At 71.1% G+C, this 13,236-nt stretch carries 12 protein-coding genes; 6 read left to right on the plus strand and 6 right to left on the minus strand.

Going from position 1 to position 13,236, the window contains the following annotated elements; all coding sequences use genetic code 11:
• Window positions 1–5: 5 nt before the first annotated feature.
• Window positions 6–1,856 carry an ABC transporter ATP-binding protein gene (locus tag ABD329_RS37955; RefSeq protein ID WP_246618526.1) on the minus strand — a complete coding sequence of 617 codons (1,851 nt, stop codon included), beginning with the start codon at window positions 1,854–1,856 and terminating at the stop codon, window positions 6–8.
• 265 nt (window positions 1,857–2,121) lie between these two features.
• On the opposite strand from ABD329_RS37955, the gene ABD329_RS37960 reads away from it, so the two are divergent.
• The 4 genes from ABD329_RS37960 (at window position 2,122) to ABD329_RS37975 (ending at window position 6,980) form a co-directional block, all read left to right on the plus strand.
• Window positions 2,122–2,760, plus strand: coding sequence for a LysE family translocator (locus ABD329_RS37960; protein WP_198277675.1), 639 nt, complete (start codon window positions 2,122–2,124; stop codon window positions 2,758–2,760).
• A gap of 551 nt (window positions 2,761–3,311) precedes the next feature.
• Entirely contained in the window at window positions 3,312–4,523 is a 1,212-nt protein-coding gene (locus tag ABD329_RS37965) for an Ig-like domain-containing protein (RefSeq protein WP_198277674.1), read from the plus strand.
• A gap of 114 nt (window positions 4,524–4,637) precedes the next feature.
• Window positions 4,638–6,023 (plus strand): hypothetical protein, encoded by a 1,386-nt coding sequence (locus tag ABD329_RS37970; protein WP_198277673.1) that lies wholly within the window; start codon window positions 4,638–4,640, stop codon window positions 6,021–6,023.
• A 366-nt stretch (window positions 6,024–6,389) separates the two neighbouring features.
• The gene (locus ABD329_RS37975; protein WP_198277672.1) at window positions 6,390–6,980 is read left to right on the plus strand and encodes an Ig-like domain-containing protein; all 591 of its coding nucleotides are present in this window, start codon (window positions 6,390–6,392) and stop codon (window positions 6,978–6,980) included.
• A 93-nt stretch (window positions 6,981–7,073) separates the two neighbouring features.
• Here the strand turns inward: ABD329_RS37975 and glnA are convergent, their stop codons facing one another.
• Window positions 7,074–8,483, minus strand: coding sequence for a type I glutamate--ammonia ligase (glnA, locus tag ABD329_RS37980; protein ID WP_198277671.1), 1,410 nt, complete (start codon window positions 8,481–8,483; stop codon window positions 7,074–7,076).
• A 264-nt stretch (window positions 8,484–8,747) separates the two neighbouring features.
• On the opposite strand from glnA, the gene ABD329_RS37985 reads away from it, so the two are divergent.
• Complete coding sequence (locus tag ABD329_RS37985) at window positions 8,748–9,215, plus strand: RDD family protein (RefSeq protein WP_198277670.1); 468 nt, start codon at window positions 8,748–8,750, stop codon at window positions 9,213–9,215.
• Window positions 9,216–9,367: 152 nt separating this feature from the next.
• On the opposite strand, the gene ABD329_RS37990 is transcribed toward ABD329_RS37985, so the two are convergent.
• The 4 genes from ABD329_RS37990 to lipB all read right to left on the minus strand — a co-directional run bounded on the left by ABD329_RS37990 (window position 9,368) and on the right by lipB (window position 12,501).
• Entirely contained in the window at window positions 9,368–10,048 is a 681-nt protein-coding gene (locus tag ABD329_RS37990; RefSeq protein WP_198277669.1) for a DUF4191 domain-containing protein, read from the minus strand.
• A gap of 10 nt (window positions 10,049–10,058) precedes the next feature.
• The gene (locus tag ABD329_RS37995) at window positions 10,059–10,256 is read right to left on the minus strand and encodes an SCO2195 family GlnR-regulated protein (RefSeq protein ID WP_020871972.1); all 198 of its coding nucleotides are present in this window, start codon (window positions 10,254–10,256) and stop codon (window positions 10,059–10,061) included.
• A 253-nt stretch (window positions 10,257–10,509) separates the two neighbouring features.
• The gene (gene lipA, locus ABD329_RS38000) at window positions 10,510–11,460 is read right to left on the minus strand and encodes a lipoyl synthase (RefSeq protein ID WP_086885878.1); all 951 of its coding nucleotides are present in this window, start codon (window positions 11,458–11,460) and stop codon (window positions 10,510–10,512) included.
• A 216-nt stretch (window positions 11,461–11,676) separates the two neighbouring features.
• Entirely contained in the window at window positions 11,677–12,501 is an 825-nt protein-coding gene (gene lipB / locus ABD329_RS38005) for a lipoyl(octanoyl) transferase LipB (RefSeq protein WP_309142743.1), read from the minus strand.
• A gap of 204 nt (window positions 12,502–12,705) precedes the next feature.
• Here lipB and ABD329_RS38010 point away from each other — a divergent pair.
• Window positions 12,706–13,236 (plus strand): NsdA family TPR-like regulatory protein (locus ABD329_RS38010; RefSeq protein ID WP_486388708.1); only part of this gene is annotated, 531 nt, incomplete at its 3' end.

Here is a 13,236-nt window from a genome sequence, read left to right on the forward strand (position 1 = left end):
GACGCTCAGGGCGACGCCTCGCGCGGCGCCGGCACCCCGCGCTCGTTCTCCGGCGCTCCGCGGTCGTTCTGTAGCTCCCACAACTCCCGGAACAGCCCGGGTGACCCCGTCAGCTCCGTGAAGGTGCCCTGCTGGATCACCCGCCCACGCTCCAGCACCACGATCCGGTCCGCCACCGCCACGTTCGCCAGCCGGTGCGTCACCAGGACCACGGCGCGGTCCTCCGCCATCCGCCGCAGTCCCGCGAAGATCCGGTGCTCGGCGCGGGCGTCCAGCGCGCTGGTGGGCTCGTCCATCACCAGCAGCCCCGCGGGCCGGTGGAACGCGCGGGCCAGCGCGATGCGCTGCCACTGCCCGCCGGACAGCTCCACCCCGCCCCACCACTGCCGGGCGAGCAGGGTGTCAAGACCGCTGCGCAGCCCGTCCACCACCTCATGCGCCCCGGAGTGGACCGCCGCCTCCCGGACCCGCTCGTCCCCGCCGTGCGGCTGGCCCAGGGTGATGTTGTCGCGGGCGGACAGCGGCCAGTGCGCGTAGTCCTGCGGAACGACCGCCGTATGCCGCCACATCGCCTGCGGATCCAGCTCCGCCACGCCCACGCCGTCCCAGGTCACCATGCCCTTGGTGGGCAGATAGAGCCCGGTCAGCAGCTTGCTCAGGGTGGTCTTGCCCGAGCCGTTCTCCCCGACCAGCGCGAGCACCTCGCCCCGCCGCACCTCCAGCGTGACCTCGTCCAGGGCCGGGGCGTCGGACTCCGGATAGGCGTACGTCAGCCCCTCGGCCCTGATGACCCGCGGCGCCACCGGGACCAGGGCGCCGCGCCGCATCCGGTGGCCGCCCGCCTCCTCGATGAACTCCGCCCAGTCGTCCAGATACAGCCCCGTACGGAACAGCCGTGTCCCGTAGCCGACCATCCCCTGGAGCGAGGCGCCGACCGTCCGCAGCGCGAACACCGCCGTGCCCGCCGACGCCACCGACATCTGCCCCGCGCCCAGCAGCAGCGCGAGCGACGCCCAGACCAGCCCGGACGCCAGCCCTCCGGCCACCGCCCCCAGCACCGCGTACCGCGCGCCCCGGTGCACCGCCTTGTCGGTGGCCGCGTCCACCCGCGCCCCGATGGCCCGGTACCGCTTCAGCAGAAACTCCGCCATGGTGCCGGAACGGAGCTGATCGGCGATGTCCTTGTCCACCATGTACCAGCGCAGCAGCCCGAGGGTGCGCCGGTCCGCGCTGATCGCCCGGCTGGTCTCGTACTGCACCCGGGCCGCCTTCATCCCCGCGATCCCCTGCGGCAGCGCGGCCAGCAGCAACAGCGGCAGCAGCGCCGGATGCAGCACGGTGACCACGCCCGCCGCCGCGATCAGCGAGGAGAGACACGCCATGAGCTGCTGCGACTCGGTGATCAGATCCCGCGCCACCTCGGCGCCCCGGTCCGCCGCGTCCCACTTGTCGTTGAACCCGGGGTTGTCGTACGCCGCCAGTTCGGCGTTGATCGCCGCGTCCAGCATCTGGGTCTCGGCCTCCCGGGAGATCCGCGGGGAGAGCCGGCTGGAGACGTTGTTGACCGCGATGCCCAGCAGCGCCCGCAGCCCGGCCGCCCCCGCCAGCACCGCGATCGAGGGCAGCGCGTCCCGGAGCCGGTCGGTGATGTGGCCGGAGGAGATGAGCGCCGTGATCGTGCCGGTGGTGGCCAGCAGCCCGAAAGCCTCGAAGAATCCCGACAGCGCCTGGCACACCAGCAGCGCCACCACCGCCTTGCGGTCCACCTTCCAGGCCAACCCCAGGGAGCGGCGCACCAGTTGGGGCAGTCGGCGGGCCATGGCCCGGGTGGTGACGGGATGCTTCTCCAAGGCCATCAGCGTGGGCGGCCGGAACCGTAACTCCTCGCCGGGCCGCTCGGCCGCCGGTTCCGGCGGCTGTTCCGCCCGTTTCGTGGTTCGAGACGTCACAAATCCCCCCTGAGGGTGTGTTTTCCATTCGGTATGCCTCAGACTGCCGCAGACCGGGACCCGGGCGCCCGGGGTTTACGGCGAGGTCCACCGATCGTGGAGCGCGTCCGGTGGGTCACGCGGCCGGGAAAAGCGCTGGAGCCGCGCGCCGTCGCGTGCTTCGATGCGCTCCATGGTGTCCATCGACCGTCTTCTCGCCTTCGCGGCCATGTCCTTCCTGCTGATCGTGATCCCCGGTCCGAGCGTGCTCTTCGTGGTCGGCCGGGCACTGGCCCAGGGCCGCCGCGCCGCGCTGACCACGGTCGTCGGCAATACGCTCGGGGCGTACACACTGGTCGTGGCCGTGGCGCTGGGGGTCGGATCGGTGGTGGAGCGCTCGGTGCTCGTCTTCACGGCGCTGAAGCTGGTGGGCGCCGCGTATCTGGTGTACCTGGGGGTCAAGGCGGTGCGGCGGCGCCGCTCGTTGCAGGCCGCCTTCACCGGCGACGGCCCCGCCCACGGGGGTCTGCGCACGCTGTGGGAGGGGTTCGCGGTCGGTGTGGCCAACCCCAAGACGATCGTGTTCTTCGCGGCCGTACTGCCCCAGTTCGTCGACCGCGAGCAGGGGCATGTCGTGCCGCAGATGCTGCTGCTCGGGCTGGTCTTCAACGTCATCGCGCTGATCTCCGACAGCGTCTGGGGCCTGGCCGCGGCCACTGCCCGCACCTGGTTCGCCCGCTCGCCGCGACGCCTCGCCATGGTCGGTGGCGTCGGCGGACTCTCCATGATCGGCCTCGGCGTCACCGTCGCCGCGACCGGCCGCGCGGACTAACCGCTTCGCTGGAGGTGCCCCGACCTGCCGTCGATCGTCTGCGGCGCCGTCGTGGCTGGTCGTGCCCGCGCGGCGGAGCCGCACATCGACACAGCCCCGCGCCCCTTCGGGGCGCCACCGAACCGCGGCCGACTTCCACCGATCCGCTTAGTCCCATATGGACTCCGTCCGCGCCCTGCCACCCCCGGCGCTCTGCCCGGCCGGCGGTCACTTCCTCTGACGACACCCCACCATGCGCCCCGCGTGCGCGGGCAGTTGACGGCCGGACGCACGCGCCGTGCGTGCGGCGGGAGGTGCGCTGGAGGAGGAGGTGGGCGCTGCGCCGTATGGGGAAATTCGGGTGCGTATCCATGGTGTTGGCGGCGTGTCGAGTGCCTACTGGTGCTATAGACCGGTGGGTTTCACATCTGCCGGGGGACGGCGAGACGCGCATCCCGCGTCGGAACGCCGTAAGCGCGCACCCCCAACCTCTGATGCGCCGCCACGCGCCGCGGTCACGGACCCGCGTGTCGAGCAACGGCCCACCACTCCACCCCACTTGGAGGGCCATCATGGCTTCACCCACGATCACCCTGGTCACGGCGGCACCGAACCCCGCCGTGAACGGGCAGTCCGTCACGCTCACCGCCACCGTGATACCGGTCGGCGCCGGAACGCCCACGGGCACCGTCACCTTCGTGGTCAGCGGCGGCCCCACCCTGACCGGGACGCTGTCCGGCGGGACCGCCTCGGTCACCGCGAGCGGTCTGACCGTCGGCACCCACATCGTCACCGCCACCTACAACGGAGACGCCAACTTCGCCTCGTCCACCGGCACCACGGCCGTCGTCGTGATCCAGGCGGCCACGACCACATCGGTGACATCGGCGCCGGACCCCTCGACACTGGGGCAGCCGGTGACGTTCACCGCCACGGTCACCCCGGTGGCACCCGGTGCGGGCGTCCCGAGCGGCACGGTCACCTTCACCATCAGCGGCAGCGGGGGCGGTACGTTCACCCAGCCCCTGTCGTCGCTCGGCACGGCGACGCTCTCCCTCAGCACCCTCGGCGTCGGCGCCCACACCGTGGTCGCCGTCTACAGCGGCGACGCCGGCTTCCTGCCGTCCACCGGCACCGACACCCACACCGTGACCCCCGGGCCCGCGGCCACGACCACGACGCTGATGTCCTCGGTGAACCCGTCCGTGTTCGGGCAGCCGGTGACCTTCACCGCCACGGTCACGCCGAACGCGCCCGCCACCGGCGTCCCGAGCGGCACGGTCACCTTCGTGATCAGCGGCAGCGGGGGCGGTTCGTTCACCCAGCCGCTGTCGGGCGGCACGGCGACGTTCACCACCAGCGGCCTGGGCGTGGGTTCGCACACCGTGACGGCCAACTACAGCGGTGACGCCAACTTCGCCGCGTCGTCGTCGGCGACGCTGACGCAGGTGGTGAACCTGGCGGTGTCGAGGACCTCGATGAGCTCCAACCCGAACCCGGCCCCGGAGGGCTCGGAGATCGACTTCGTCGCCTTCGTGGAGGGCTTCCCGCCCGGCGACGACATCCCGACGGGCACGGTCGCCTTCACTCTCACCGATGGCGCGACCACCATCACCGCCGAGCCGACCGTGGACGCCCTTGGATTCGCCTTCCTCACCGTGGACCTGGCGGCGGGCGAGTGGGACGTCAGCGCGGTGTACTCGGGCGACGCCAATTTCGGATCCTCTGGCGTCTCCCAGTACACGCAGATCGTCACCGGCGCCCAAGCCTCGGCCGCGCCCTGACCGCACAGCACTGGGCCCCGCCACTGCCCGACAGGGGCGGTGGCGGGGCCCAGCCACGCGGCACTGAAAGGCACACCCGCGCATAGGTGCCCGCTATGTGGGTAAACGCGAAGTGTGTCCGGCAAGACGCCACGATGGGGCACGCTCCTGCTGGCCGTCCTCGTCGCCCTGACGGCGGTGCTGCTCACCGCCGGGGGCGCGCATGCCGAAACCGATGTGAACAAGATCGGCAAGGCGCTGCGCAGCAGCCCCGTATACGTCGATCCCGGCGCGTCCGACGCCCTGAGCGCCGGACAGGCACGTGGCCTGGTGGCACACATCCGCACCGCGGATGTGCCGGTCTACGTGGCCGTTCTGCCGGACAATCCCGCGTACGGCGGGGAGCGCGTCTTCGGGCGGCTGCGAGCCGCCGTCGACCGCCCCGGCGTCTACGCGGTGGCGCTCGGCTCCTCCTTCGGCGCGGCCTCCGACACCTCGGTGCTGCCCGGACGCACCTCGCAGGCGCTGGCGGAGCGGAACCTGCGGCAGCACCCGCACGACCTCGCCGCCGTCCTGAACGGCTTCGTGACCGACACGGCCACCGCGATCCATGACCGGACCGGCCAGGGATCCGGCGGTGACCAGGGCGCGCGGGGCTCCACCAGCCTGTCGACGGGGGACGCGGTGGCGGTGCTGATCGTCCTGGCCGTCGTCGGCGGAAGCGGCCTGTACCTGGTGCGGCGCACCCGCAAGCAGCGCCGCGAGCGCGAACGGGCCGCGCTGGAGCAGGTGCGCGGCGCGGTCGAGGAGGACATCACCGCGTACGGCGAGAAGCTCGGCGGAACCCGCTTCGACCCCGCCGACCCGGCGTCCACCCCCGAGATGGCGGACGACTACGGCCGCGCCCTGGACGCCTACGAGGAGGCGAAGGCCAGATCCGCCGCCGCCCGGCGGCCCGAGGACGTACGGCCGGTGACCGAGGCGCTGGAGGAGGGCCGCTTCGCGCTGGCGGTGCTCGAAGCCCGCCGCGAGGGCGGCCCGCTGCCCGAGCGGCGGCCCCCGTGCTTCTTCGACCCGCGCCACGGCCCCTCGGTCCGGGACGTCCCGTGGGCGCCGCCGGGCGGCGCCCAGCGCTCCGTCCCCGCCTGCGCCGCGGACGCCACCCGCATCGACGACGGCCGCTACCCGGACGCCCGCACCGTCCCGGTCGGCGGCGACCGGCGCCGCCCGTACTGGGACGCCGGTCCGGCCTACGGGCCCTGGGCGAGCGGCTACTTCGGCGGCTACGGCTCGATGATGCTGCCCGGGCTGCTGGTCGGCACGCTGCTCGGCGGGTCCCTCGGCCCGGACTACGGGACCGGTGCGTTCGACGGTGGCTTTGGCGACGGCGGAAACGGCGGCTTCGGCGACGGCGGAAACGGCGGCGACTCCGGCGGAGGCTTCGACGACGGCTTCGGTGGCGGTTTCGGCGACGGCGGTGGTTTCGACGGCGGCTTCGGGGGAGGCTTCGGCGACGGCTGACCCCCGCCGTCGGCACACGGCACCGGGGCAATCCGGCACCCGCCCTGTGCGCGGTGCGTACGCGGTGCCCTGACCACGGGGAACGCGCGCCGCACCGGGCGGATGGTGTGCGCGGGGAAGCCCACCGAGCGCTGCGCTATCCGGGGTAATTCGACGGCACATCCCTGGCGGTTGACGGCGAGTCGCGCGCCTACTGGTGCTACAGACCGGTGGGTTCCACATCTGCCGGGGGACGGCGACGCGGGATGCCTCCGCGTGGATCGCCGTATGCGTCGCACCCCCTGACCGCCGATGCGCCGTCGCGCCTTGTTCCCACATGCGTGGCGAGTAACGGCCCACCACCCCACACCACTTGGAGGGCCACCCATGGCTACGCCCACGATCACCCTGGTCACGGTCTCACCCAACCCCGCGACCTTCGGACAGTCGGTCACGCTCACCGCCACCGTGATCCCGCTCGGCACCGGAACGCCCACCGGCACCGTCACCTTCGTCATCACCGGCGGCCCCACCGTGACCGGGACCCTGTCGGGCGGGACGACCTCGGTCACCGTCCCCAACCTGAGCGTCGGCGCCCACGCCGTCCTCGGCAACTACAACGGTGACGCCAACTTCTCCCCGTCGACCGGCGCCAACGTCATCCTCGTCGTCCAGTCGGCCACCACCACAGCGGTGTCCTCGTCGCCGGACCCCTCGACGCTGGGACAGTCGGTGACCTTCACCGCCAACGTCACCCCGGTCGCGCCCGGTGCGGGCGTCCCGACCGGGACGGTCACCTTCATCATCGGCGGCTCCGGCGGCGGTGCCTTCGTCCAGCCGCTGTCGGCGGGCACCGCGACGCTGTCCCTCAACACCCTGGGCGTCGGCACCCACCCGGTGATCGCCCTCTACAACGGCGACACCAGCTTCCTGCCGTCCTCCGGCACCGACACCCAGACCGTCAACCCGGCGGCATGACCCCTCTCCACAACCACCGAGCCCCCGCCCCCGCCCATCGGGGCGGTGGCGGGGGCTCGGACGGAGCCGGAGGGCTCACGGAGCGCGCACGGCTCACACGTCGAAGTAGAGCTCGAACTCGTGCGGGTGCGGACGCAGCTGGAGCGGGGCGATCTCGTTGGTGCGCTTGTAGTCGATCCAGGTCTCGATCAGGTCGGAGGTGAAGACACCGCCCTGGAGGAGGAACTCGTGGTCGGACTCGAGGGAGTCGAGGACGGCCGGGAGGGAGGTCGGGACCTGCGGGACGCCCGCGTGCTCCTCGGGGGCGAGCTCGTAGAGGTCCTTATCGATCGGCTCGGCCGGCTCGATCTTGTTCTTGATGCCGTCCAGACCCGCGAGGAGCAGGGCGGAGAAGGCCAGGTACGGGTTGCCGGAGGAGTCCGGGGCGCGGAACTCGACGCGCTTGGCCTTCGGGTTGGAGCCGGTGATCGGGATACGCATCGCGGCGGAGCGGTTGCGCTGCGAGTACACCAGGTTGACCGGGGCCTCGAAGCCCGGGACCAGACGGTGGTAGGAGTTCACCGTCGGGTTGGTGAAGGCCAGCAGCGACGGGGCGTGCTTGAGGATGCCGCCGATGTAGTAGCGGGCGGTGTCCGACAGGCCCGCGTAGCCCTGCTCGTCGTAGAAGAGCGGGGAGCCGCCCTGCCACAGCGACTGGTGGACGTGCATGCCCGAGCCGTTGTCACCGAAGATCGGCTTCGGCATGAAGGTCGCGGTCTTGCCGTTCTGCCACGCCACGTTCTTGACGATGTACTTGAACAGCATCAGATCGTCGGCCGCGGCCAGCAGCGTGTTGAACTTGTAGTTGATCTCGGCCTGGCCGGCGGTGCCCACCTCGTGGTGCTGGCGCTCGACCTGGAGACCGGCCTTGTTCAGCTCGAGGCTGATCTCGGCGCGCAGGTCGGCGAAGTGGTCGACCGGCGGGGTCGGGAAGTAGCCGCCCTTGTAGCGGACCTTGTAGCCGCGGTTGTCCTGGAGCGCACCGGTGTTCCAGGCGCCGGCCTCGGAGTCGATGTGGTAGAAGGCCTCGTTCGCCTTGGTCTCGAAGCGGACGCTGTCGAAGACGTAGAACTCCGCCTCCGGACCGAAGTACGCGGTGTCCGCGATGCCGGTGGAGGCGAGGTACGCCTCGGCCTTACGGGCGATGTTCCGCGGGTCACGGCTGTACTGCTCGCCCGTGATCGGGTCGTGGATGAAGAAGTTGATGTTGAGGGTCTTGTCCCGGCGGAACGGGTCGACACGCGCCGTGGAGAGATCGGCACGCAGGGCCATGTCCGACTCGTGGATCGCCTGGAAGCCGCGGATCGACGAGCCGTCGAAGGCCAGCTCCTCGTTCGGGTCGAACGCCTCCGCCGGTACGGTGAAGTGCTGCATGACGCCGGGAAGGTCACAGAAACGGACGTCGACGAACTTCACGTCCTCGTCCGAGATGTACTTCCGAGCGTCGTCGGCGTTCTGGAACATCCAACTCCTCCTAGCCCGGCCGCGGTGGGACGGGGATATGTCCGGTGGCGCGATTCCATCTGCTCCATCTGCGGTGGCGCGCTTCCGCCGACCATAGGCAGACGGGATTTCCCGGGCATGACCCATTTGTTTCACCCAGGTTAACCGGCCCGAGGGTGCTTGTGGGGCCCTCGTGGCCTCGGAAAAGGCGCGGTACGGGGTGACGGGGACCGCTGGGAAGGGGTCCGGCCGGGGGAACGTATGCGGTCGCAGTAACGTAGACGGGTGGACAAGAGGCAAGCAATCGGATCGTGGCTTTCCGGGCCCCGCGCGGCGGCCGAGGAGATGGGCGTCGACTTCGGCTACCGGGGCCAGGGCCTCGGTCTTCCCGAGAGCGGACCGGGCTCCATCGCACCGCTGGGACGCCGTTTCGGAGCGCTCTTCATCGACTGGGGCCTGTGCCTGCTCGTCTCCTACGCGCTGCTGTCCGGCCGTAACGCCCAGGTCGCCGGGAACTGGGCGCTGCTGGTCTTCCTGGTGCTGAGCCTGGTCACCGTGGGCACCGTCGGCGCCACCCCCGGCAAGCTGCTGCTGAGGCTGCGGGTCGTCGGCGAGGGCGGGGTGCGGCTGAGCCTGCCGCGGGCCGTACTGCGCAGTGTGCTGCTGGTGGTAGTCATCCCGGCGGTGGTCTGGGACCGCGACACCCGCGGGCTGCACGACCGGCTCTCCCACGCGGTGCAGATCAGGGTCTGAGCCGCGGCCGGAGGGTCTGAGCCGCGGCCGGATCAGGGTCCGAGCCCCTGCCACTGCCCGGGGATTGTGTACGACCGCGTTACGCACGCGACGGCGGCCCGGACTCTCCGTCCGGGCCGCCGTCGCGTATCCGTATCAGGTGAGGGAGGCGCTCAGCGCCCCTTCGGCATCCGCATCCCCTTGGGCATCGGGCCCTTCGGAATCGGCATGTTGCTCATCAGGTCGCCCAGCGCGCGCAGCCGGTCGTTCACCACCGTGACCTGTGCGCCCGGCAGCACCCGGGGAAGCTTCAGCAGCGTGGTGCGGAGCTTCTTGATCTCGACCTGGCCCTCGCCGGAGCCGACGATCACATCGTGGACCGGGACGTCCGCGACGATGCGCGCCATCTTCTTCTTCTCGGCGGCCAGCATGCCCTTAAGCCGGTTCGAGTTGCCCTCGGCGACCAGCACGACGCCCGCCTTGCCCACCGCGCGGTGGATGACGTCCTGGTTGCGGTTCATCGCCACCGCGGGAGTCACCGACCAGCCGCGGCCCACGTTCTCCAGCACCGCCGCCGCCGCGCCCGGCTGGCCCTCCATCTGTCCGAAGGCGGCCCGCTCGGCACGGCGGCCGAAAATGATCGCCATCGCGAGGAAGGCCAGGACGAAGCCCAGGATGCCCAGGAAGATCGGGTGGCCGATCCAGAAGCCGATCGCGAGAAGGACACCGAAGGTGACAATCCCCACGCCGGCGACGACAAGTGTGACCTTCGGGTCGACCCGTTTGGTCATCTTGTAGGTCAGGGCGATCTGCTTCAGCCGCCCGGGGTTCTCGGATGTTTCCTTCCTCGCCATACAGCGAAGTTTACGTGGCCTGGGAAGCCCCGGTGGACACGGCCTCCAGCACGTGTTCCGCCTCGTCCCGGTCCTTGGCCCGGCGCCGGTCCTCGAGGACGGCCGTCCAGGCGTTGCGGCGGGCGGTGCGCTGTCCGCCGCGCAGCAGCAGACCTTCCAGGACGAGGAGCGCGTCGGTGACGGATGGGCGTACGGGCGCGGCCGGCATGGATACCCCTCGGAAGCGGCGGATGATCGTTACGCACAACGTATAAGCAGGGCGTGGCTCAATCGTTACCCAATGGTGTTACCAGCGCGTGACTGGCCGGTCAAACACCGATGAAGCCCTGCTGCGGCTCATATTCCGCCCTTGACCTGCGGCGTTGTCGAAGCCCTCGAAACTGTGTGTGCTCGCAATCACACAGCGTGTTGCTCACATGGCCGCCCGCCGACGGAACGTGACGGCGGACGGCGACGGAGGGTCAGACGGCCGGCGAAGCCACGGCGACATTGCGCCGCTCGATGGCCTGCTGGTACAGACGGCCGGCGCGGTACGAGGAGCGGACCAGCGGGCCGGACATGACACCGGCGTAACCGATCTCGTCCGCCTCCTCCTTGAGCTCCACGAACTCCTGGGGCTTCACCCAGCGCTCCACGGGGTGGTGCCGCGGGGAGGGCCGCAGGTATTGGGTGATGGTGATCAGCTCGCAGCCCGCGTCATGGAGGTCCTGGAGCGCCTGGCTGATCTCCTCGCGCTCCTCGCCCATGCCCAGGATCAGGTTGGACTTGGTGACCAGGCCCGCCTCGCGCGCCTTGGTGATCACCTCGAGCGAGCGCTCGTAACGGAAGCCGGGGCGGATGCGCTTGAAGATCCGCGGCACGGTCTCGACGTTGTGCGCGAGCACCTCGGGACGGGCCGAGAAGACCTCGGCGAGCTGCTCGGGGACCGCGTTGAAGTCCGGGATCAGCAGCTCCACACCGGTGTCCGGCATCAGGGAGTGGATCTGGCGCACGGTCTCCGCGTAGAGCCAGGCGCCGCCGTCCTCCAGGTCGTCACGGGCGACGCCGGTGATGGTCGCGTACTTCAGCTCCATGGTGCGTACGGATTCGGCCACCCGGCGCGGCTCGTCGCGGTCCAGGGCCTGCGGCTTGCCGGTGTCGATCTGGCAGAAGTCGCAGCGCCGGGTGCACTGGTCGCCGCCGATGAGGAAGGTCGCCTCGCGGTCCTCCCAGCACTCATAGATGTTCGGACAGCCCGCCTCCTGGCACACGGTGTGCAGGCCCTCCCGCTTCACCAGGCCGTGCAGCTCGGTGTACTCGGGACCCATCTTCGCCCGGGTCTTGATCCACTCGGGCTTGCGCTCGATGGGGGTCTGGCTGTTCCGGACCTCCAGGCGCAGCATCTTGCGTCCGTCGGGTGCGACTGCGGACACGTCCGGCACTCCTCTTTGCTTGACTCTGCTTGGCGGCTCGGCGTGGCGAGTTTGCCGGCGGGCTTGTCAATCGTCGGCGGTCACCAGGGTACGCCCGTGGTTCGTACGGATTTACGTCAAGGGCAACCGAACGCCGCGAGGACGCATTCCCGCAGGGGCCGTCCCGGAAGGGCCGCCCCGGAACGATCCGGAACGGCCCGGAACGGCCCGGGAGCGTCAGACCGCGCGCGGCAGCGGGACGGATGCCTCCAGGACCTCCCGCAGATGCCGCTCGACCACCGGCAGCACCTCGGCGATCGGCACGTCCCGGCCCAGCTCCTCCGAGAGCGAGGTCACACCCGCGTCCCGGATGCCGCACGGCACGATCCGGTCGAACCAGGTGTTGTCCGGATTGCAGTTGAGCGAGAAGCCGTGCATCGTCACGCCCTTGGCGATCCGCACCCCGATGGCGGCCAGCTTGCGGTCCTCGCGGCGCTGCCCGGCGTTGGACGGGGCGTACTCCGGCCCGTTCAGCCGTGCGTCGAACTCCTCGTCCTCCAGCCGCGGGTCGAAGTCCAGCTTCAGCCCGCCGAGCGCGGGGCGCTGGTCCACCGGGTCGCCCAGCACCCACACCCCGCTGCGGCCCTCCACCCGGGTGGTCTCCAGACCGAACTCCGCACAGGTGAGCAGCAGCGCGTCCTCCAGGCGGCGGACATGCGCGATGACGTCCACCGGGCGCGGCAGCTTGAGGATCGGATAGCCGACCAGCTGGCCCGGGCCATGCCAGGTGATCTTGCCGCCACGGTCCACGTCCACCACCGGGGTGCCGTCCAGCGGCCGCTCGCTGTCGGCCGTGCGCCGCCCCGCCGTGTAGACCGGGGGGTGCTCCAGCAGCAGACAGGTGTCGGGGATCTCGTCCGCGAAGCGGGCGGCGTGCACCCGGCGCTGCTCCTGCCACGCCTCCTCGTAGTCCACGGCGTCCGCGCCGAAGCCCAGGTGGATGTAGCGCAGAGCCGACGAGCCGGGGGCCGACCCCGGGGAAGACGTGGTCACGGCGGTCACGGCAAGCTCCTTCTCGACCCGGTCGGATGGGGTGGCGGAGCCTCGCGGCGGCGCCCCCGCCACTGTACGACCGTGTCCCCTTACGTCCGCACCCGGCTCGTTCTCACACGATCGGATGAATGGAGCCGGACGGCCACGATCAGCCCTCGAGCGGCGGTTACATTCGCGCCGTTCCACAGAGCGATCAGGGAGACCGGCAGGCTGATGACGGAACGACCCCCGCAGCGCATTCCCAATCGTCAGCTCGCCGCGCTCATCGCCGAGGCGGGCTTCTCCAACGCCGGGCTCGCCCGGCGGGTGGACCAGCTCGGACTGGAGCACGGTCTGGACCTGCGGTACGACAAGACATCGGTGACCCGGTGGCTGCGCGGACAGCAGCCACGCGGCACCACCCCGGCGCTGATCGCCGAGGTGTTCACCCGGCGGCTGGGACGCCGGCTGACCGCCCAGGACCTGGGGCTGGACGCGTGTGCGCCGGTCTACGCGGGGCTGGAGTTCGCCGCCACCCCGCAGGAGGCGGTGGACATCGTCAGCGGGCTGTGGCGCAAGGACTCCGGAAGCCATGCGGAGCTGCGGAAGATCGCGTTCACCCCGGCGGGTCTCGTCGTCCCCAGCCGCGACTGGCTGATCGGACGGCCCGACGAGCGGGTGGCGCGCGGTGAGCCACCGGCGGGCGGCGCTCCGGCGGGGGCGGCGGTGGGAGCCGGGGCCGGGCCGGGGTCCGGGGCCGGGCGG

This window comes from Streptomyces javensis (assembly GCF_039525925.1).
In the GTDB taxonomy this organism is placed as follows: Bacteria; Actinomycetota; Actinomycetes; order Streptomycetales; family Streptomycetaceae; genus Streptomyces; species Streptomyces asiaticus.